Below are 22,438 nucleotides of genomic sequence, written 5' to 3'. Positions count from 1 at the left end.
ATTGACAGATGTTAGAAAATCATTATCATAAAAAAGAAAAGGAGATTTGAAATGGAAGAAAATTTCAATAACGAACACGAACACAAAAAAGAATGCCACACACCGACTTGCTGGCTAAAATATTTAGTAATAACGCTCGCTGCATTTTTTGGAGCATTTTTGGCTGTTTATTTTGTTGCCGACAACACAATGCATCGTTACATGTATCCACAATTACCACCAACTATGCCGGATAGACAAATTCAACAAGCTATAAACCAACAAGAACGAATGATGCGTGACATAACAGATTTTTCTATGCCGATTAACCCCTTCGCACAAAATCCTGTTCAAGTAGAATCTATGAAAGACGGCGATGCTTACAAAATCATAATCGACCTGAAACCATTCAATAACAATCCAAACAATATAAAATTAAATATTAATGAAAATTCTGTCAAAATATCAGGAAATTCTGACACAAAAAAACATCATAGAGAAAAAGATATTTCTTTTATGCAAAACTTTTCTCTCCCACAAAAAATTAATGTACACGACGTAACAAAAGAAATAAAACATAACAAATATATTATTACTCTTCCGATTGAAGACTAATGACTATAATCTAAACCAAAAGGCGGTCTCACATAGGCCGCCTTTAACTTGTGGCAACATCGACAACCTCAACACGAATTTTACTGTTCTTGCTATAATAACAATATGGAAAAATCATATAAAACATTAGAATTTGATAAAGTATTAGAATACTTGAGCGAATTTGCAATATCTGACTCTGGTAAGACGCATTGTCTAAATGCTGAAGTTTATAGTGATATTAATGTAATCAGAGAACAAATTTTGCTTACAACACAAGCCGCTCAACTTGTTAATTCGGGTTTTCCACTCCCTCTAGAGGCTATTAAAAATATCGAATCACACTTAAAAGACGCTAAAAAACATCTTCGACTTTCAGAAGAAGAAATATTAGACGTTGCAGATATTTTAAGAAATTCCAGACTGGTTAAAAATTATCTTGATAAATTTTCTACAGAATTCGCCGAACTATCTCAACTAAAAAACGATTTATACCCAAATAAAGAACTAGAAGATAAAATTTTTGAAACATTTGACGCAAATTTAAAAGTAAAAGAAACAGCTTCACAAGAGCTAAAACGCTGTTATAGCTCATATAGAGATACTCAAAGCAACATCAAAACAACAATATCTTCACTTTTAGCAAGCTCAACTTTCACAAATAATCTCCAAGATACGGTCTACACACAACGTGACGGAAGGACCGTTTTCCAAGTCAAGGCAGAATGCAAAAACAAAGTCACAGGTATTGTTCACGATGTATCAGCAAGCAACCAAACTTTTTTTATCGAACCAAAAGAACTTATTTCCCACAACAACAAACTCAGGGAACTTGAAGCCAAAATCCATATAGAAATCGAGCGGATTTTGAAAGCATTATCAGATGAAATAGCTTGCAACTACGACGGAATTCTAAACTCATTTAACAAACTATCGGAAATAGATTTCATTTTTGCAAGGGCAAAATACGCAATAAAAACGAACTCCGCACCCCCAAACATAGTCGATGATAAAAAAATAATATTAAAGTCAATGAAAAACCCCGTGCTTATGCACATAACAGACAAAATTACAGAAAATAACTTTAAACTGGAAAAAGAAAATAACTGTCTTATAATAACAGGTTCTAACACAGGCGGAAAAACCGTAACCCTAAAGACAGTAGGGCTATGCGTACTAATGGCAAAAGCAGGGCTACATATACCCTGTATAAGTGGCGAAATATACCCGTTCCAAAAAATATATGCCGATATCGGCGACGACCAAAGCATTGTACAAAGCCTTTCAACATTTTCATCTCACATGACAAATATCGTGAATATCGTCAACAACTCAGATGAAGAAACCCTCATCTTACTTGATGAAATAGCTGCAGGGACAGACCCGGCAGAAGGCTCATCTTTGGCTCAATCAATCCTTGAACACATACAAAAGCAAGGCTCCTTTTGCATTGTCACAACCCACTATGGAGAATTGAAATCACTCGCTTATTTAAAAAACGGATTTAAAAATGCAAGTGTTGAATTTGACCTAAAAACACTATCTCCAACCTATAAATTATTAATAGGTATCCCGGGAGCCAGTAACGCTATTGCAATAGCTCAAAACCTCGGCATAAAATCAACAATTGCGGAAGACGCAAGAAAAATATATTTTACCCAAAAAGACCCTTCTGCTAAAGTCCTAGAAGAACTTCAATCAACTCAGCAACAACTCTCTGAATCTGCAAAATCAGTTCAAGAAAATGAAAAAGACCTAAAAAATCTAAAAGGTGAACTTGAAGTAAAACTTGACGATATAAAGAAAAACAAAAAAAAGAATATTGACATTTATAAGAAAAAATACGAAACCTCTATCCATAAGGCTCGCAACGAGATAAAAGAAATTCTTAAAGAAATAAGAGAAGAAAAATCAGAAAAAATTGCAAGAAGAAGCTTTGCCCGTTTGGCACAACTTGAAACCGGCATAAGAAAAAAATTCAGAGAAGATGAAGATTTAGAAACCTATATTACTCCCGACTGGACAAAAGTAAAAATCGGCGACAAATTAATGATAAAAGACCTTAACCAAGAAGCAGAATTAATTTCACTCCCGGATAAAAACAAAAACGTAACAATTCAAATGGGGCTAATAAAAACAATTGTAAAGCAAGATAAACTGGCAATATATGACAAAAGACTTGTCAAAACTCCTATAAAGAAAAAGAACTTACAAAAAACAAGTTTTCATATTAGCCGTTATGACCTATCGCAAACACTCGACCTTAGAGGTTTCAAATGCGAAGAAGCACTTGATGAAGTTGAAGCTTACTTAGATAAAGCAAGTCTTGCAAACCTTACGCCTGTCTACATTATTCATGGGCATGGAACAGGTGCACTAAAACAAGTAATCAGAGATTACTTAGACTCATCACCCTACGTTGCAAAATATAGAGCAGGAGAACAAGCTGAGGGCGGCGACGGCGTCAGCGTTGTGGATATAAACTAATCAATATCAAAATCCAAAAGCTCTTTCGGATGAACATTGAGCACCTTGGCAATAACTTTAAGCTTTAAAAGAGCAACGTCTGTTTTAGCAGTTTAAATCATTGCAATATTAGATGGAAAAACTCCATCTGCCTTTAAAAGGCATCCTTTTCAGACATTTTTAAATATTCGGCAAATTTTTTTATATAATCTATATCCATAATATTATTGTTAATCATACTGATAAAAACATAATCGCCCATTTTGACATTATGCAAAATTGGTGATAATATTAAAATTTAGCAACAATTGGAGATATTTTATGAAAAAAGCATTCACTTTGGCCGAAGTATTAATTACACTCGTAATCATTGGCGTAATAGCGGCAATGACAATACCGTCTTTACTGAATAATACTAATAAAGAAGAAACTAAAACTGCGGTAAAAAAAGCATATACCACCTTATCTCAAGCAGTATCTCTGGCTCAAACAAAAAATGGCTCAATAAACAACCTTGAACAAATACTTGCGGAAATGAATATATCTTCAACAGAATCCTGTAGTAGTAATACAGCCTGTAAATCAATGTTAAACGGTGTTACTGATTTTATTAATAGTAATAATGATGAAGATAATCAAACAACTAGCGAGGAGGTTGCCGAAGATCTTGAAAGCATGGGATGGAATAAAGCAGTAATTGGTGCCGATGGAATGACATATTTATTTATAGAGGGCCTTTTCTTCGTTGATGTCAATGGAGAAAGGAAACCAAATAAAATGACAACTGATATTGAAGACTTAAAAGATGAATATGCTTTTTTTATAAGAGGTAACAGTGCAAATCTACGTGTTTTTCCCGTAGGTCCTGCCGCATGCCTGATGTTCGGGGAAGACTCTGATATCTGCAAAGGAACTATGCCTAGCCAAGGAGGTAGCAACCCAAATTGCCAATATGGAACAAATCCTGATGGTTCATGCAGTCCAGGCTAAAAATAACCACCACTGATAATTTACAAAACCAATAAAAAAGCCCTGAGCATAATACTCAGGGCTTTTAAACGTTTACTAAATAACTATTTATTTAGCACAAAGTTCTTTGTTCTTTTTGCATTCAATGACAGCTTGAGCAGCCGCAAGTCTTGCTTGAGGAACTCTGAACGGTGAACAAGAAACATAGTTTAAACCGATTCTTTCACAGAATTTAACTGATTCAGGGTCGCCACCGTGTTCACCACAAATACCACGTTTTAGATTTGGTCTAACTGGAAGAGCCTTATCAAGAGCCAACTTCATCAATTGCCCAACGCCTTCTTGGTCAAGTGTTTGGAATGGATTTGATGGAAGAATTTTTTGGTCGACGTATCTCTTCAAGAATTTACCCTCCGCATCATCACGAGAATAACCAAATGTCATTTGAGTCAAGTCATTTGTACCAAATGAGAAGAATTCAGCATATTCAGCGATTTGGTCTGCAGTTAATGCCGCACGTGGAATTTCAATCATTGTACCGAACATATATTCAACATCTACGCCCTTTTCAACCATAACTTCACGAGCAACACGTTCAAGTACATTTCTTGCTTCTTTGAGCTCATTAACATGACCAACCAATGGAATCATGATTTCAGGTTTTACATTCAAGCCTTCTTTTTTCAAATCACAAGCTGCAGAGAAAATAGCTCTGACTTGCATTTCATTGATTTCAGGATAAGTCAAACCTAATCTACAACCTCTCAATCCCATCATTGGGTTAGATTCTGCAAGATTTTCAACGATTTCAAGCATTTCTTCATCTGCTTTATAATCTTGTTTCAAAGCTTTTTTAGTAGCCACAGTCGCAATCAATTCTTCTTTTGAAGGTAAGAATTCATGAAGCGGTGGGTCTAACAATCTGATTGTCATTGACAATTCACCCAATGCCTTGAACATTTTATAGAAATCATTGTATTGCATAGGAAGCAATTTGTCTAAAGCTTCTTTTCTTGCCTCAGGAGTATCTGCAATAATCATTTTTTGAACCCAAGGAAGTCTGTCAGGATCCATAAACATGTGTTCAGTTCTGCAAAGTCCAACACCTTTAGCTCCCAATTCTAATGCTTTTGCAACATCAGCAGGAGTATCAGCATTAGCTCTTACAACCAATCTTTTTGTTTCATCAACCCAATTGAAGAACTTTGTAAAGTTTTCATCGATTTTAGCATCTGTAAGTTCTACAGCACCAGCCATAACGATACCGGAACCACCATCAAGAGAAATAACATCATCTTTTTTGTAAACAGTACCATCTTGACCTGTCAAAGTTTCTTTTTCAAGGTCAATTTTCATATCTTCACAGCCGGCAACACATGGTTTACCCATACCTTTTGCAACAACTGCAGCGTGAGAAGTAGCTCCGCCTCTAAGTGTCAAAACACCTTGAGAAACAGCCATTCCGTGAATATCATCAGGACAAGTTTCAATTCTTACCAAGATAACTTTTTCGCCGTTTGCACCACGTTCAGCAGCTTCTTCTGTATCAAATACGATTTTACCTACAGCAGCTCCAGGAGAAGCGTTTACACCTTGAGCAATTCTTTTAGCAGAAGCTAAAGCTTTTTGATTAAAGCAAGGAAGTAAAATTTGATTTACTGAATATGGGTCAACAAGTTCGATTGCACGTTCTTTAGAGATAATGCCTTCTTCTTTCATTTCAACTGCAATTCTTACTGCAGCAGTAGCAGTTCTCTTACCGTTACGAGTTTGAAGAATCCATAATTTTCCACGTTCAATTGTGAATTCCATATCTTGAACATCTTTGTAGCCTAATTCTAATTTTTTCGCAATATCAACATATTGTTTGTATAATTCAGGCATTTCTGTTTCAAGTTCTGCAATAGGCTTTGGCGTTCTGATACCGGCAACAACGTCTTCACCTTGAGCATTTGTCAAATATTCACCGTAGAATTTATTTTCACCTGTAGCAGGGTTACGAGTGAATGAAACGCCTGTCGCACAATCATCACCCATATTACCGAATACCATTGTTTGAACGTTAACTGCTGTACCGTAGTTGTGGTCAATTTTGTTCATGTTTCTGTATGCGATTGCTCTTGGAATATTCCAAGATCTGAATACTGCCTCAACAGCTTCTTCTAATTGAACATAAGGATCTTGAGGAAAGTCTTTTCCTGTTACATCTTTAATAACTTTTTTATAAATAGGGATTAAAGACTTCCAACCTTCTGCTGAAATATCAGTATCAGAAGATACGCCTTCTTTTTCTTTAACTTTTTCTACTTCGGATTCAAAATATTTTTGTCTATCCATTTCCCAAGCGACAGAACCGAACATCGTTAAGAAACGGCGATATGAATCATAGCAAAATCTCGGATTATTTGTTAATTGAACCATAGCCTCAACAGTTTCATCATTCAAACCTAAGTTCAAAATAGTTTCCATCATACCGGGCATTGAAACTCTTGCACCTGAACGAACTGAAACTAACAAAGGATTTTTAGAATCGCCGAATTTTTTACCGGCTTTTTCTTCAACATCTTTTAAAGCCTTTTTGACTTCATCCATCAATCCAACAGGCATTTTATTACCGTGATTAATATAATCCATACAAGTTTCTGTTGTAATAGTTAATCCTGGAGGCACAGGCAAACCAAGGTTTGTCATTTCTGCAAGGTTAGCACCTTTACCACCTAGGAGATTACGCATTGTAGCGTCGCCTTCTTTAAATAACCATACTCGTTTTTGTGTCATGTGTTTTTCTCCTTAATCGTTGTTATACCTTTATTTTTTATAAAAAAGACCATTTAAATTTATCATAAACATGCTCATCCATAAACTAGAAATTACCACCGATGAGGTAATATTTGGAGCACATCACTCCTGAACCAACCGGCGAACAATTAACTTTTATTATAGATTTAGACCTACCTTCTCCGAATGGCTCAACCCCATCAGAGAATATATTTACCCCGAATATATCTTTTCCGATTCTATTTGGTTTTTCTATCCCATTTACATCAAATAACATGATTGCTTTAGGAGAATTTTCCGAAAAAGATTTATTATTGTTTAACTTAAATCCGATTATAACACCGCTTTTAAGTATTGCAAATTGGTCAACGTAGAAATGTGAATTTTCCTTAACTTTAGTCCCGTTAAGGTACTTGTAACGGTATTTTTTCAAATCCTTCAATGAATTTGAATCGTATTTAACATTTAGAAATGGCTTGATTATTGAGAATGCTTTCGCAGAATCTGAAGAACTTAATGTACTTAACTCGTTAAATACCTCAGGTTCTTCGGCTTTCAATGCAGAAATCGAATATTTAGTTTCCTCGTAGGTATTTTTCCATTTTGCAACTCTTTCAGCTTGTGAAACGTTTGTAATATTCAATGGAATAAATATTGATGCAACGACAACGAGCAAGAATAGAGCGATTATTATCTCTGCTATTGTAAAAGCATTTTTAGTCATTTTAAGCCATGTCCAATCTTTTCTTTTCATTTTTAAGTTCATTATATATCCATTCAGGGATAAAGTTTTTCCCGAGAATAATATTTCCGTTATTTGGATTAGGGGCATGGAAATCAGAACCTCCCGTGATAATCAAACCCAATTGTTCTGCAATAGTTGAATAATACTCAACCATGGCAGGAGAATGTTTGCGGTGATAAGCCTCTATTCCTCGCAAACCGAAATTCATAAGTTCTTTCGTCAAAACTTCTGCAATATCAACGTCAAACGGGTGTGCAAAAACAGGAATACCACCTGCGTCGTAAATTATTTCAACTGCGTCATGCGGTGAAACAGTTTTCCTTTGGACATAAACACTTGAAGCATCGTTGATATATTTGTTGTATGCTTCAATAACATTCATAGTTCCGCCGGCTAAAGTTATAGCTTTTGCAATGTGCGGCCTACCGATACTTCCACCGGGAGCAACTAATTTTTTAATATCTTCAAAACTTATATGCATACCTTCTTTTTTATGCAACAAGGAAATAATTTCTTTAGTTTGCTTAATACGAGCATTTTGTTGAACTTTTAATAATTTTTGAAAATCAGCATTCTCCAAATCCATATAATAACCTAAAATATGGATTTCATAGCCTTTATAAAGTGTGTTAATTTCAACTCCAGGAATTACTTCTAAAGGTTTTTTAGAACCCTCTGGAATTATCTTTTTTGCATAATCTGTTGCCATATTGTACGACAAGACATTGTCGTGATCCGTTATGGCTAACGCATCTAAGCCCACATCGAGTGCTGTGTCGATGATTTTTTCCGGAGAAAAAGCACCGTCTGAGTATGTCGTGTGGACGTGCAAATCGATTTTCACTTTCTTACCCTTTCATAATATCATTTACCTCATCAATACTTTTTTTAAAATTAATTCTTTCAATATTTTGTGCACAGCCGCTTTCAATATCCACGGTAATTAAAACACCGTTAAGCTGTGACACATTTGATTTTGCGACTTCAAATCTCTCAGGAAGAGAAGTAACCAATCTTTTCAAAGACGTTTCATACTCCATACCAATAACACCTTCAGCATCACCGCAAAAACCCGCATCTGTAATATATGCACAACAATCATTTATAATTGTTTCATCAGCAGTTTGAACATGTGTATGAGTTCCGACCACCGCTGTTGCACCGAATTCGGTACAATATTTTCCAAAACATATTTTTTCAGCACTTGCCTCTGCATGAAAGTCTATAAAAACTATAGGAGTTTCTTTTTTTATTTTTTCCATTTCAGGTTTTATCAAAGTCCACGGCGATTCCATTGGAGTCATAAACGTGCGACCAAGCAAATTAATAACACCTATTTTACAATTATTAATTTCAAAAATTCTAGAGCCCACACCCTTTGTCCCCTCCGGGTAATTCAATGGACGGACTAGGATATCAGCTTTATCAATATAGCTGAATATATCACGTTTATCCCAAATATGATTACCTGATGTAAAACAATTTATCCCATAAGAAAGCAGTTCATTATAGTTTTTTTCAGTAAGTCCAAAGCCATGGGAAGCATTTTCAACATTTGCGATTATAAAATCAGGCCTACCATCTTGAGGTAAAGCTGCAAGATAATCACGAACAACGAGTCGCCCCGCTTTGCCCACGATATCGCCTAGAAATAATATTTTTATTTTTTGTGCCATTAGCTCTGTTAACAGCCGTCCTTTACGACCCTGATATTCTCTATATTTTTTTACTGAATGATATGGCTATGATTAAGATGAAATCATAGCCATATTAATTTTATTTTGCAATCTCTGTTGTACGAGTCTCTCTAACAACAGTTACACGAATTTGCCCCGGATAATCCAACTCATCTTCAATACGTTTTGCAATATCTCTTGCAAGTTTATTACTTGCCAAATCATCAAATTTTTCAGGTTGAACAACAACTCTGACTTCACGTCCTGCTTGTACTGCGAAGGATTGTTTAATACCTTCATAGCTGGAGGCGATTTCTTCAAGTTTTTGAAGTCTTTTGATATAAATTTCAAGAGTATCACGTCTTGCACCCGGACGTCCTGCTGATACAGCATCTGCAAGCTTTACAAGGACTGCCTCTATTGAATTTGCAGTAACATCATCATGGTGAGCTTCTATTGCATGAACGATTTCTTCTTTTTCGCCATATTTTCTGGCAAGTTCAACGCCTAGTTCAATATGAGTACCTTCTTGAGTTTGGTCAACTGCTTTTCCGATATCATGCAAAAGACCTGCACGTTTTGCGATATAGACATTTGCACCAATTTCAGCAGCAATCATGCCAGCAATATGTCCGACTTCCAAAGAGTGTTTTAAAACATTTTGTCCATAGCTTGTTCTGTAATATAGACGACCTAAAGTTTTAACAAGTTCTTTGTTCAAGTTCATAACGCCCATATCAAGAGCGGCATTTTCACCTTCTTGTTTAATTTTTTGTTCAATTTCTTCTCTTGCTTTTTCGACCATTTCTTCAATTCTTACCGGATGAATACGACCGTCTACGATTAATTTTTCAAGAGCAAGCTTAGCAATTTCCCTTCTTACAGGGTCAAAGCTTGATAAAACAACGGCTTCAGGAGTATCATCAATAATCAAATCTACGCCTGTAAGGGTTTCTAAAGTTCTGATATTACGACCTTCACGACCGATAATACGCCCTTTCATTTCATCTGACGGCAAATTAACAACGGCAACAGTTGATTCAACGACTTGGTCAATCAAGCATCTTTGCATAGTTGTTGTTAAAATTTCTTTCGCTTTTTCATTAGAAGTTTCTTTGATTTTATTTTCATTTTCTCTAATCAAATGATTAGCTTCTTGTTGAAGGTCTTGTTTTAATTGATCAAGCAGAATTTGTTTTGCCTGTTCAGAGCTCATGCCGGAAATTCTTTCGAGTTCACCAATTTGTTTTGCGACGAGTTCAGCTAAGTAATCTTCTTTAGCATCAAGTTCATCCATTTTTCTTTGCATTTGGCTTTCTTTATCGGTAGCTTGTTGGATTTTATCTTCAAGCGTATCTTCTTTTTTAGCCAATTTACTTTCAAGTCTGGATAAATCTTGTCTGCGTTCACGGGTTTCTTCAATGAACTTTTCTTTTTCGTTATGAAGTGCTTCTTTTGCCGCAATCATAGCTTCTTTTTTAATTAAGTTTTCTTTTTCTTTGTCTTCACTAGCCAATTTTTGGTTTTCTGCTGCTACTTTTTTGACCTTACTAAATGCAAAAATAAGAGCGACAACCAAGGCAATCACAACAATGATTAAAAGCATACTTATTTGATTTAAGTTTTCGATTGTCCTATACCTCGTTCTTCACTATATACACATCTGCTCAAACACGCCGTTGGGGGCATGTTAGAGTAGGATATTTCTGTATTAAACTGTATAACTATAAATTCATATATAAAAAATAATATTTTTCTGTAATAACTGACGTTATTCTAGCACATTTTTAGTGCTTTTAACAAGGATTTTTTTTAATTACCTTTTAGATATGAAGATAAAAATAATATTTGACTAGACAGAATTTTGTTTTTATACTATATTTTACATAAGAGGAGCCCTGGTGGCGGAACCGGTAGACGCGTTGGACTTAAAATCCAATTAGGCTCACCCCTAGTGCCAGTTCAAGTCTGGCCCAGGGCACCACTTTAAAAGACCTAGCATTTTGCTGGGTCTTTTTGTTTATTAAGGCACTAGGGGCGTTGAACTCAATTTGTTGTTCGCAACTTTCAGTCGCTTTGTCAAGTCTGGCAGGAGTGTTCCACTTTAAAAGACTTACCATTTTGCTGGGTCTTTTTGTTTATTGCTCAATTAAACCTTTAGCTAATTCCATCTTTTATAAATCAAAATTATCGATTTACCTTGATATACTTTTTCAAGAGTATAGTTATCTTTTATCCAGCTATAGAAATCTTTGGCATAATCATATCCAAAAATAATTTCAGAGCGGAAGAAATAATTTATAACAACTATATACTCGGGGGGTTCATTTTGAAAATGTTGGATTAAATTTTTTTCGCCGTAAGCTTCGACGAGCTCCGGTTTCATACCGCAATAATTTCCGTCACTTTGCCTATCTGTTAAAAAATTTATCAAGTCACTTTCAGGGAAAACCAATATTTTGTCCGAATTTTTTGTTTGAGTTTTGATATACGAAAACAAATCTTCAAACATTTTCCCTTCTGTAGGCATAGAATAAAATATACCTCTCGGAGTTTCTACTTTATATGTTCTTGCATTTATGATGTGAAGATTAATTATAAAACAAGCAAATAGATAAATAGAAAAAAACCATATAGTTGTATTTTTATATATTTTATTCCTATAAACATCTTTTATATAAAATTCTTTTAATAGAATTATTATTGATAATAAGATAAAAGGTAACGTATATTGACCATAGCCAAATGTTGTCGACAATGACCAAAATGTTTTCAATGAAAATAAAATAGAAAACCCGACAAATATAAATAATGAAGTGCTTTTATAAATATATTTTGCCTTAATCAGAGCAAGAACAAACAACATTACCGGTAGGAAATTGAAAAAATAGAGTCTAAAATACAAGCTATGATTAAAAATAACTAACAAAAAAATATAAGCAAGTCCAAATGTCATTATTATTTTAACAAATTTTGATTTATTAGATATGAATTTCCCATACCAATATGAGCCAAACCCTAACAATGAAGCAATTAAAAATGACTTGAGTGTCATAACAAATATCTTAAAATCGAAAAGAGTTAAGCCCGAATAGAATTCTTTCATTGCATCAGTATTGACATACTTTATAGAAAAATTGAGATAATTTGCCATATCAGAATAAGTTAAACCTTGATAAAATAAAAGGATTAATAGCAAAATCAAAGGTAAAAAAGTAATAGCTATCATTGAACCAATATCTTTTATTGAAGTTTTTCGGCGAAGCATATCTACTAAGAGCAACAATAACAAAAATAGAAATTCATACTTGTTTGATATTGCCAACCCTACTGATAAAAAAGCTATTGGTAAAAATATTTTTTTGTCAGGATTCTCCCAATAATTAAAATATGAAACAATAGAGATTAATGCAAAATTTATACCGAAAACCATTGCATAGGTATAAGGCATAATAAAATTCACTGCCGTAGCTTGAAAAACACAAAACTCCATAATAAATACGCAAAAAAGAACGGAAGTCATCCTACTCAAAAACCTTTTGGCAATTGAATACAGTAACAAAATTATTGATAACGCATTAATACAGCCCAGATAGAATAATGTATCAAGGTGAATTCCAAATATTTTAAACGCTAACGCTAAAAACAAATGATTAAAAGGCGTATAATTATTGAAAAAATCTCTGTACATAAGTTGCCCGTTTAAAATCTCTTGGGCAAAATATGCTTCTCTTCCAATATCTGAATAGATAATATCCAAAAACTTATGATTAAAAATACAAATATTTATAACCATCAAAAGCATAAAAAACAAAATTGCTTTATATTCTTTTTTTATAAATGTCATTTCAACCCTTTCAACAAGTGTACTTTACATTATTTTTTCTTGAAAAAAAGCATATTTGTATCAGACAAGACATACCCTTCTAATGAATAATTCGCAAATACCCACATATATAGTTTGTGCCCGTAGTCAAAACCAAATATATAAGAATACCTATTCAAACTTGAATTTTGCATAATTATATATTCAGGTTGCAACTTTTCAAAATCTTTTATTATTTTATCTTCGCCAAATGCTTCAATAAACTCGGGAGTAAGAGCATTATATGTGCAATTTGCCTTTGTATCAGTTAAAAAATTAACCAATGCAGGCTCTGGTAGAACATAGACTTTATCAGAAGCTTTAGCATTTTGTTGCAAATATGAAATGACTCCACTAAAAGCATTGTAATCAGTCTTATTTACAAGCAACTTGCCTCTGGGCGTTTCTATTTGATATGTTTTCTGTGCCAAAGTAGCTTGATATATAAGCGTAACGCCTATCGTATAAAAAATTAAAAATAAAACACAAACTTGATTGAATACCTTTTCAGCTTCAACATTTTTTATATAAGAATAACGAATTAAAACTAATCCCGCCAGTAATAACAAAGGAACAAAAAACTTCCCGTAACCTGCAAACGTATTTAAAAGCCAATATGACTTTAAGGAAATCAATAACGCCGATGCTGAAAGGAAAAGAATTTTCGGATAATTCAAAAGTTTTTTTATATTAACAAACATCAAAATCGTCACGATTATGCACAAGCCTGACAATAATAAATATAGAAAAAAGCTCCATTTATTTATCATCAATATTATAAACACATAACCTGTCAAAACATAAGCCGGTAGTGCATATTTTAAAGATTTAGCAGACATTAATCTGACAATAAAAGTAATAATTGAAACAAGCCAAATCAACAACGAAACACTAAAAATAATTTTAAGCATTCCTCCAATTGAAAGCGTCAAGCCTTCGCCATAAGCATTTTTGACCCCCTCAGCTGTTGCAAAAGCAAAAATATGCTGTGACCAAAACAATAAATTATCAAAAGTTAAACCTTGATAAAAAAGAAAAAGAAATAAAATTAAACTCGGAAATAACGCAGAGCCGATACAAACAATGCTATTTTTAAGATTTTCTTTTCGCCAAAAAAGTCCGCCGATAAGCATTAACAAATACAATCCGAACTCATATTTATTTGCGACGGCCAATCCTGCAAATAAAAAAGCTAAAAATAAATATTTTTTATCTGAAAAATTATCAATATATTTCAAATATAAAGCAACGGAAATTAAGAAAAAATTCAACCCGTAAACCATAGCATAAGAATAGGGCATGATATAATTCATAAAACTTATACCAAAACAACAAAAAATCAAAATAAAAATACTAAAAACACATGAAACCCTTTTTGATAAAAAATTTCTCGCTATTATAAATAAAGTAATAACGATTGAAAGAGCATTCAGACAACCTGAAAAATATAAGATGCAAAGATTTGAGCCGAATAATTTATATAAAAAAGCATTATAAAGATAAGAAAAAGGTCCGTAATTATTAAAAATATCCCGATATAAAAGCTCACCGTTCAATATAGCCTGAGGATAATAAGCCTCTCTGCCAAAATCCACATAAAAATTTGCAGTCTTATACATTTGCCAAATAACACACAAAATAAAAACAGAAATTATAACGATTAAAGACTTATATTCTTTTTTAACAAAATCCATATTAAAAGCGTAGTATAAGTTATGCAATATTGCAAGACATTAAGATTACATATTAAAATAAGGAAATTTTTAGTGTTTTTAAGTTTTACATGTAATATATAAGAAATTTAAGCTATGGAAATAAATCAAAACTATTTAAACAGAATAAATTTCAAAGGCAACTTAATCGATACGGCAAGCTCTGTTGCCAAACCTTCTGATGCTCAAAAACCGCAAATAACATCTTTATCATCTAACCCTATAGCTCAAGCTCAAATCGGACTAAAAACACCTATTTCTTATACGAAAATATCAGAAACTTTTATCCCTGAAACCGAAAAATATATGAATTTATACAAACTGGCAAATGGACAAAAAGTAGCGATTTTACCCAAAGAAGGTCCAACAATTGTTAAAACCTATTTCAACGTCGGCTCTATGAATGAACCCGATAATCTTAGAGGAATAAGCCATTATATTGAGCATAATCTATTCAATGGAACAGACAAAATCGGCCCGGGAGAATTCTTCCACAAAGTAGCTGATATGGGAGCCTATACCAATGCTGCAACAGGATATAATACAACAAACTACTATATCAAATCCCAACTTCTCAATAATGAAACTTTGGGCGAAATCATAAAACTCCACGCCGACCAAGTTCAAAATCCAAAATTTGCCCCAGACCAATTAATCAAGGAAAAAGGACCTGTTACATCTGAAATAACTATGTACAGTGACAATGCATATAACACTACTCAAAACATAGCTCTTAAAAATTTATTTCAAATCAATTCAACCTCTGAGGATATGGTTGCAGGAAGTATCAAAAATATCAACTCTTTGACACGAGAAGATGTTGTAAACTATTACAACACTTGGTACACTCCGGATAATGCCATCACTGTTATAACAGGTGACGTTGACCCCGAAAAAACAATGGAGCTTGTTGCTAAGAACTTTAACAAACAAAACCCCGTTGAACCTATGAAAAGAATACACGAAGAGCTTACCCCGATACAATCGACCAAAAGAGTTGACATAAAAAAAGCAAATGCCATTAAAACATCTATGGTTATGGGGTTTGCAGGTCCTCCAAGTAATGACACAAAGGCTCAATTAACATTAAAAGTTCTCGATTATATATTGACTAACAATATGAACTCACGTCTTACAAAGGCGTTGGACAAAGAACAACTATGGGCTTTTTTAAATACAGAAAAAATCGGGAATAACCCATCTGACCCAACAGGAATTTTTTTCGTGATGGATGCTCCTGAAGAAAAATCAGAAAAAGGACTCAAAATCATTTATAATGAATTACAAAATCTCCAAACAAATCCTCCGACAGAAGACGAAATTAAAAACGCTGTAAACAAAATAAAGCTTAATCGTTCATCATGTTTTGAAAAATCTTCCTACATAAACGATTATATAGGAGAATCTCTACTTGACAACAATACAACTCAATTGTCTAATTACAAGGAAATTTTAGACAGCATTGATACATCTGATATTCAAAACTTTATAAAGAACTATTTAGACTTAAATAAAACATCTATAAGTGTCGTACACCCTGCAGCTACGACTAATGAGCAATTAAAATCCAACTATAAAAATGCTAATTCTCAAAACGTAAGTTTCAAGGGTTCAATTACAGGTTCTTCTCCAGCAAATATATATAAAGATGTAAAAGAATATACACTTTTAAATAACACGACCGTATCATTTTTACCTAAAAAAGACGGATTAGCAAAGTCAACAATTACTTTTGCTACCCCAAATGAATTAAACTTAAGTAATCCTGAAATAAATATGCTTAACTCATTACTAAACAAGGGGACAGCAAGTAAAGATATAAGTGCGTTTACCAATATTTTAGATGACAAATCTTCTGACATTTCATTTGTCGTCGGTTCTGATGGGATTTTAGTTATGACATCTTGCCCTACAGAAGATTTGCAAACAATTCTCAATTTATCTCATGAGGTATTAAACCATCCCAGATTTACTCAAGAAGAATTTGAAAAAGCAAAACAAGAACAATTAGACAATTTAAAAAACCAATACAAATCCCCCTCTGACAAAGCCGGCAGGATAATGTTCCCGAATAAAAGAATATATCAATCCACGGAAAAAAATATTGAAGAACTTGAAAAAATGACATTAAATGACTTAGTCAATGTCTACAATAAAATGATTTTAAATGCATCAGCACATGCTACATTAACGGCACCAACTGATGAAAATCCAAATATTTTTACAGAATATATGAATAATTTATACGCAAATATTAAACCTTTAAAACCCATTGATTATAATATCGAAAAAACTTATACCCAAAATTCGAAACCACAAATTGTAACGGATACAGAAGAAAATGCACAAGCTGATGTTCTTCAAACGTATAAATATAAGAATAATCGCAATATTGAAGATGAAGCAAAATTAAAAGTTTTGAACACGATACTTGGTGGCGGTGCAAGTTCAAGATTATTTACAGACCTTAGAGAATCTCAAAAACTTGCCTATCACGTTTCCTCATTTAATGATAATATCGGCGATACAGGAACTATTAATTTGAATATCCAAACTACGACTGATGACCCCAATGACCCAACAGCCTCTCCTGAGAACGTAAAGAAAGCACTTGCAGGATTTGATAAACACATAAATGAGTTGAAAACGAAACAAGTAACTGAAGCAGAACTTCAAAAAGCAAAATTAATGTTGAAAAATGATATTTTAAATGATTTAGAAACATCAAGCTCTAAATATGCAAATCTTGCTTCTACCTGTTTAACCCCTTATGGAAAAAACTATACGGAAAAACTTTTCAACGCAATTGGCAATGTAACAATCAAAGATATTCAAAATACCGCAAATTACATTTTTAAAGATGCACCTGTTACATCAATTGTTGCAAGCAAAAAAACCATCGAGTCTTTAAATTTGAATAAAACTGCCGATTAAATATTTGTGTGCGGTTCATACTTCACACCTGCAGAATTCAGCGTATAATGCTTAGCAATTTTACGAGCAAAAAACTCTATGTTTGTATCAGGTGCCATATAAGGAAGAACCAAACTTTCCTCTGTTCCGCCCCAACTATTTGAACCTTTTAAAGAATTATACGCCCACAGTTTATCTTTGTAAGACTCTGTATATTCATTTTTTCTATAATAGCTATCCAATTTTTTGGCAGGTAAAAAAGTACATTTATCATCTTTTGTTTTAACATAATTACCCAAAACATACGAAGCTATTCCATTTGCGAAATAAGGTGCCAAAACCATTTCACCCTTATACTCATTCCTGAAATAAGTGCAAAATTCTCTCATACTGTCGCCACTTCCGGCATAATCATCCAACAACACAACCAGCTTTTTTTGATGATTATTCGGAACAGAGTTTAACCCGTATATAAATTGCCCAGAAGGGATATCATTGACCTGCTGGTATTGATTTGCGATAAGGCAATAGCTTTTGTTTTTCAATGGCAACATATAATATATCTGCTTATGAGAAATATTTTTTTCATCGGCAAGCTTCAAAAGATTTTCATTCATTTTTTCAGCCATAAGAGCAAGCTCTCTAATACTGATTAATTTTGCATCATTTGCCAATAAATCTAATGCAACGTCTGAATATGGAGCTCTTGAAGGCAGCGATGACTCAAAATCGCTCATTTCCATTTTTTTTGAAGCAAAATTCTCCGCAATACTATCTGAATAAAGTGCCTTTTTTTCAATAACTTTTCTGTTCTGCACAGGGAGCAATTTATCCCCAATACCAAGTTTATCAAGAGCCTTTTTGACAGAGTGATTCAAAGAAAAATCAATAGCCTCATCTTCACTCATTCCAGATTCAATATTAGCCTTTGCAAGAGCTATGGAACTAAGGACTTTTTCTTCTAAATGTTCCTTTGACCCTGTATTAAAGGCAGTAAAACCCTCATCCCAACCGTAAGGATATAACAACAAAAAATCATTTTCCTTTATATGTCTTACTAGCCCGGGGTTTTCTTTCAATTCTTCAACAACATTTTTATCAACAATAAACGCACCGCTTTTTTGTGCAAATACATCAGAAGCACACGCTCTTTGTGTAATTGGAGTCACAAAAGCACCCTTTTTATTCAAATAGTTATATGTCGAAACGATACCTACTTTAGAATAATTCGGCACCTCGTAAACGGTTCTTCCTGATATTTTTTGAGCCTCTACTCCGTCATAGAACTCATTTAAAGATTGAAAGTTTCCATATTGAGAACCCTTGTTCAAAATTTTCAAACCAAGTTTTTCATCTTGTGCAGGAAGCGACTCAATTATTTCATCGATTTCCTCAGCTGATACATCAATCAATCTGCTATTCAAATCTGACAAAACCTGTCTTGCGTCATAATTGCTCCCTTTAAACGAGATATTTGTTAACGCAATATTGTTTTTTGCAAGGATTTCAAGTCCGTTAAAATTAAAGCTTTTACCGCTATATTGTGCAACTGAACCGCCATTTAAAACAGGCAAACTGCCTATACTTTTAAACGATACATTTTTCAGATATGGAGATTTTAGATTATATGCAGAAACACTATTCACCATATTTCATGAAAAACTTATAAAAAATATTTTTGCTAAAAAAAGCTCCCTGTTCGAGAGCTTTTTTAATTTTATTTAGTATTGGCTGTCTTTAACACTCACGTTTAACGGAGTTTCCGTTTTCCTCATCGGAAAACTTTCAGCCTCAGTTCGTGTTTGCTATTTTTTCAAGAAATCAGGAATATCAAGAATGTTTGTAGCCAATTCTTGAGTAGCCTTAGGTCCTTGAACTGCAGGTTGAGGTTGAGCAGCATTAAAAGACGCTGAACCTGAGAAGAAATCTGCAACATTAATCGGTTTAACAGCAGGTTCTTCAACCTTTTTAGTCGGTGTAAGAGTAGAACCCTTCAATTCAAAACCTGTCGCAATGACAGTAATTTGAATTTCGCCTTGAATTCTATCATCAATTACAGAACCGAAAGTAACAATAGCATCATCAAGCACTGCATCATGAATAACTTGAGCAGCTTCTGTAACTTCATGCAATGTCATATCAGGACCACCGGTGACGTTCATAATGATACCTGAAGCACCGTTAATTGAAGTTTCAAGCAATGGTGAATTGATAGCAAGTTTAGCAGCTTCCATAGCTCTGCCTTCACCTGTACCACGACCGATACCCATTAATGCTGAACCTGAAGCTTGCATAACAGCTTTTACATCGGCAAAGTCAACATTGATTAAACCGGGGACTGTAATGATATCTGATATGCCTTGAACACCTCTTAAAAGAACTTCATCAACTACTTGGAAAGCTTCTCTCATTGTAGTTCTGCGTTCAACAACTTCTAATAATTTATCATTCGGAATAACAATCAAAGCATCAACAGTTTCTTTTAATTTTTCAAGACCTTGAAGAGCTTGATTCATTCTTCTTTTACCTTCAAAGCTAAACGGCTTTGTAACAACACCGATAGTCAAAGCACCGAGTTCTTTTGCGATTTTAGCGACAACAGGAGCTGCACCGGTACCTGTACCACCGCCCATGCCGGAAGTAACGAAAACCATATCAGCACCATCAAGTGCTTGAACGATATCATCTCTTGTTTCTTCAGCAGCTTTTTCGCCTACAGACGGGTCACCGCCTGCACCTAAACCGCTTGTTAATTTATTTCCTAAACGGATTTTATTGTCAGCAGTTGACATTTCTAAAACTTGAGCATCAGTATTCATAGCCCAAAAGTCAACACCGCTTAATCCGGCTTTTATCATTCTGTTAACGGCATTTCCGCCACCGCCACCGACACCTATAACTTTAATGTTAGCAGCATTTGATAACCCTTGTGCTGCAATAGATGCGGAAGTTTGTTCTTTACTGTCTTTTCTTCCGAAAATATCTGGTCCGAAATTTTCCACTAATATGACCCTCTTTTTGTTACTTGTACATCTTTTGTCGATATCTATCCATTTTCGACTTGAAAGGTTATTCTTTAATAAGGTTACCTAAATAATCTTGTTCATAAAATAACTAACTACATAGTATTTTAAATAAGAAAAATAGTAAAGAAATTTACAAAAAATTTTATAGAAATTTAATAAAAAAACATATACAAAAACATCATATGATTACAAGAATAACAAAAGAGACACCTATAGGTGCCTCTTAATTGATTTAATTTATTAGAGTACAGTTTATTTTCTTTCAGTTGCACTCAATCTTTCTTCGATTAATTTTTGAGCATTGTCTGACAAGCGGCTTCTTAATGTAGTAACCAAGCTGTCAGCTTCTTGAGCTTTTGATGTTATTTCTTCTGTATCAGAGTCAACTGTTTGTGACATTGCCTCGTCATAAGCTGCGTTAATTTGTTTCAATGCGTCATCGATATTGATATTTGATGAAGCAGATGCTGACAATTTTTGAGTAAGTGATTCATTGCTTAAGTTGTTTGCAATGTTGCTACTTGCATCAGACCAAGATTGTCTTCTGTTTCCGTGATAAGAATTGCTTTGAGTTTTATTTTGAGCACCTGAGAACAAGTTTGAAATAAATGAAGCAAATGTACTTTGAGGTTTAGATGTTTTTTCACCTGTTGCTTCAGTAGCTTCATCACCATCTGTAGCTGCTTCATCGACATTCAATGTGTCTATTTCGGTGTCTACACTTGAAATTTGAGTTGATAGATTTGAAAGTTTTGTTTCATTATCACTATATTGAGAATTTAATGAATCTAAAGCGTCAGACTTAGCTGCTTGTGTATTTTGGCAAGTAGCCAATTCTTGAGTTTTTGCTGACAATTGAGAATCAATTTCAGAAGCCAAATCTGTTACTGAATTGATTTTTGCACTTGATGCAGCTATAGCCTTTGCCAAAGTACCTCTTTGATTCATAAATCCTGCTAATTGAGAACAAAGAGCTTTAACTTTCATGTTATTTGAATCAACGATGTTTGCATTTGCGGTGCTACCGACTGAATCCATACCGCCGATTTTTGATGCTACATAAGAAGGAATATCTTCAGATTTCAATTCACCTGCTTGAACCAATTCCATTGCTTGAGCAGTTGCACCTGAAACAGCTTTTCTTTGAGCTACCAATTCATCTTCTGCATTTGTTTCAATTTCATTAACTTGATCTCTCAATGCTGTCAATGCACTGTCTAGAGTTTCTTTTGTTGCATCAATATTTGCATCAACTTGGTCTAATTTAGCTTTTTTTGATGTCAATTGTTTATTTTCAGCTTGAGTTTCATTGTTTAATTTTTGTTTGTCTGCAGTCAAACTTTTAATTTGAGATTGAACTTCTTGAGTTTTTGCTACAGATTGTTGATATTCAGATTTTGCTGTAGCTATTTTCGCATTCAATGCAGTTTGTTTTGCTTCTAAATCTTTCTTTTCATTTACCAAAGAATCTCTTTTAGCTTCGAGTTCTTTTTTCTTTGCAGCATCTTGAGTTTTTTTAATTTGAGCGTCTAAATCAGCTATTTCATCTGTTTTTGAATCTATAGTAGATGTAAATTCATCAGCTGTTGCTTGGTTCATTGACAAACCATCTAAAGATGTATATTCTTCAACCTTTTCAGTAAGTGATGTTGAAGTTGTATCTGTTGCAGTTGTTGTACTTACTACTGAATTTAATGCTTTAAGATCCATTACAC

14 protein-coding genes and 1 tRNA gene are annotated in these 22,438 nt (G+C 33.9%); 5 read left to right on the top strand and 10 right to left on the bottom strand.

Annotation, left to right across the window (positions count from 1 at the left end):
• Nucleotides 1-51: 51 nt before the first annotated feature.
• The 3 genes from PHV37_04735 to PHV37_04725 all read left to right on the top strand — a co-directional run bounded on the left by PHV37_04735 (nt 52) and on the right by PHV37_04725 (nt 4,029).
• Nucleotides 52-594, top strand: coding sequence for an Hsp20/alpha crystallin family protein (locus tag PHV37_04735; protein MDD3237384.1), 543 nt, complete (start codon nt 52-54; stop codon nt 592-594).
• A 105-nt stretch (nt 595-699) separates the two neighbouring features.
• Entirely contained in the window at nt 700-3,060 is a 2,361-nt protein-coding gene (locus tag PHV37_04730; GenBank protein MDD3237383.1) for an endonuclease MutS2, read from the top strand.
• A gap of 300 nt (nt 3,061-3,360) precedes the next feature.
• On the top strand, nt 3,361-4,029 hold the full coding sequence (locus PHV37_04725; protein ID MDD3237382.1) for a prepilin-type N-terminal cleavage/methylation domain-containing protein: 669 nt from the start codon (nt 3,361-3,363) through the stop codon (nt 4,027-4,029).
• 87 nt (nt 4,030-4,116) lie between these two features.
• On the opposite strand, the gene ppdK is transcribed toward PHV37_04725, so the two are convergent.
• The 5 genes from ppdK to rny all read right to left on the bottom strand — a co-directional run bounded on the left by ppdK (nt 4,117) and on the right by rny (nt 10,813).
• On the bottom strand, nt 4,117-6,786 hold the full coding sequence (gene ppdK / locus PHV37_04720) for a pyruvate, phosphate dikinase (protein ID MDD3237381.1): 2,670 nt from the start codon (nt 6,784-6,786) through the stop codon (nt 4,117-4,119).
• Nucleotides 6,787-6,871: 85 nt separating this feature from the next.
• Nucleotides 6,872-7,540 (bottom strand): hypothetical protein, encoded by a 669-nt coding sequence (locus tag PHV37_04715; protein ID MDD3237380.1) that lies wholly within the window; start codon nt 7,538-7,540, stop codon nt 6,872-6,874.
• Entirely contained in the window at nt 7,512-8,375 is an 864-nt protein-coding gene (locus PHV37_04710) for a PHP domain-containing protein (protein ID MDD3237379.1), read from the bottom strand. The genes PHV37_04715 and PHV37_04710 overlap by 29 nt, the downstream gene beginning before the upstream one ends.
• 4 nt (nt 8,376-8,379) lie before the next feature.
• The gene (locus tag PHV37_04705) at nt 8,380-9,207 is read right to left on the bottom strand and encodes a TIGR00282 family metallophosphoesterase (GenBank protein MDD3237378.1); all 828 of its coding nucleotides are present in this window, start codon (nt 9,205-9,207) and stop codon (nt 8,380-8,382) included.
• 100 nt (nt 9,208-9,307) lie between these two features.
• Nucleotides 9,308-10,813 (bottom strand): ribonuclease Y, encoded by a 1,506-nt coding sequence (gene rny, locus PHV37_04700; GenBank protein ID MDD3237377.1) that lies wholly within the window; start codon nt 10,811-10,813, stop codon nt 9,308-9,310.
• Between the two features lie 289 nt (nt 10,814-11,102).
• Between rny and PHV37_04695 the strand changes: the two genes are divergently transcribed.
• Nucleotides 11,103-11,191, top strand: a tRNA-Leu gene (locus PHV37_04695).
• Nucleotides 11,192-11,368: 177 nt separating this feature from the next.
• On the opposite strand, the gene PHV37_04690 is transcribed toward PHV37_04695, so the two are convergent.
• Entirely contained in the window at nt 11,369-13,054 is a 1,686-nt protein-coding gene (locus PHV37_04690) for a glycosyltransferase family 39 protein (GenBank protein ID MDD3237376.1), read from the bottom strand.
• Nucleotides 13,055-13,083: 29 nt separating this feature from the next.
• Entirely contained in the window at nt 13,084-14,766 is a 1,683-nt protein-coding gene (locus PHV37_04685) for a glycosyltransferase family 39 protein (protein ID MDD3237375.1), read from the bottom strand.
• Between the two features lie 114 nt (nt 14,767-14,880).
• On the opposite strand from PHV37_04685, the gene PHV37_04680 reads away from it, so the two are divergent.
• The gene (locus PHV37_04680; GenBank protein ID MDD3237374.1) at nt 14,881-17,718 is read left to right on the top strand and encodes a pitrilysin family protein; all 2,838 of its coding nucleotides are present in this window, start codon (nt 14,881-14,883) and stop codon (nt 17,716-17,718) included.
• On the opposite strand, the gene PHV37_04675 is transcribed toward PHV37_04680, so the two are convergent.
• From PHV37_04675 to PHV37_04665, 3 genes are all read right to left on the bottom strand, one after another.
• Nucleotides 17,715-19,346 carry a hypothetical protein gene (locus PHV37_04675; GenBank protein MDD3237373.1) on the bottom strand — a complete coding sequence of 544 codons (1,632 nt, stop codon included), beginning with the start codon at nt 19,344-19,346 and terminating at the stop codon, nt 17,715-17,717. The genes PHV37_04680 and PHV37_04675 overlap by 4 nt on opposite strands.
• 156 nt (nt 19,347-19,502) lie before the next feature.
• Nucleotides 19,503-20,699 (bottom strand): cell division protein FtsZ, encoded by a 1,197-nt coding sequence (gene ftsZ, locus PHV37_04670; GenBank protein ID MDD3237372.1) that lies wholly within the window; start codon nt 20,697-20,699, stop codon nt 19,503-19,505.
• 276 nt (nt 20,700-20,975) lie between these two features.
• Nucleotides 20,976-22,433: a hypothetical protein gene (locus PHV37_04665; GenBank protein ID MDD3237371.1), complete on the bottom strand. Its 1,458-nt coding sequence runs from the start codon at nt 22,431-22,433 to the stop codon at nt 20,976-20,978.
• Between the last annotated feature and the right edge of the window lie 5 nt (nt 22,434-22,438).

This window comes from Candidatus Gastranaerophilales bacterium, assembly GCA_028693235.1.
Lineage (GTDB): Bacteria > Cyanobacteriota > Vampirovibrionia > Gastranaerophilales > Gastranaerophilaceae > JAQUVW01.
Note: the sequence above shows the minus strand (reverse complement) of the source record. Positions and strands in the feature narration are given on the sequence as shown.

Excerpts from the sequence above, each read along its gene's own strand:
- PHV37_04735 (MDD3237384.1), top strand. The coding sequence starts at position 52 with ATGGAAGAAAATTTCAATAACGAACACGAACACAAAAAAGAATGCCAC.
- PHV37_04730 (MDD3237383.1), top strand. The coding sequence starts at position 700 with ATGGAAAAATCATATAAAACATTAGAATTTGATAAAGTATTAGAATAC.
- PHV37_04725 (MDD3237382.1), top strand. The coding sequence starts at position 3,361 with ATGAAAAAAGCATTCACTTTGGCCGAAGTATTAATTACACTCGTAATC.
- ppdK (MDD3237381.1), bottom strand. The coding sequence starts at position 6,786 with ATGACACAAAAACGAGTATGGTTATTTAAAGAAGGCGACGCTACAATG.
- PHV37_04715 (MDD3237380.1), bottom strand. The coding sequence starts at position 7,540 with ATGAAAAGAAAAGATTGGACATGGCTTAAAATGACTAAAAATGCTTTT.
- PHV37_04705 (MDD3237378.1), bottom strand. The coding sequence starts at position 9,207 with ATGGCACAAAAAATAAAAATATTATTTCTAGGCGATATCGTGGGCAAA.
- rny (MDD3237377.1), bottom strand. The coding sequence starts at position 10,813 with ATGCTTTTAATCATTGTTGTGATTGCCTTGGTTGTCGCTCTTATTTTT.
- PHV37_04690 (MDD3237376.1), bottom strand. The coding sequence starts at position 13,054 with ATGACATTTATAAAAAAAGAATATAAAGCAATTTTGTTTTTTATGCTT.
- PHV37_04685 (MDD3237375.1), bottom strand. The coding sequence starts at position 14,766 with ATGGATTTTGTTAAAAAAGAATATAAGTCTTTAATCGTTATAATTTCT.
- PHV37_04680 (MDD3237374.1), top strand. The coding sequence starts at position 14,881 with ATGGAAATAAATCAAAACTATTTAAACAGAATAAATTTCAAAGGCAAC.
- PHV37_04675 (MDD3237373.1), bottom strand. The coding sequence starts at position 19,346 with ATGGTGAATAGTGTTTCTGCATATAATCTAAAATCTCCATATCTGAAA.
- PHV37_04665 (MDD3237371.1), bottom strand. The coding sequence starts at position 22,433 with ATGGATCTTAAAGCATTAAATTCAGTAGTAAGTACAACAACTGCAACA.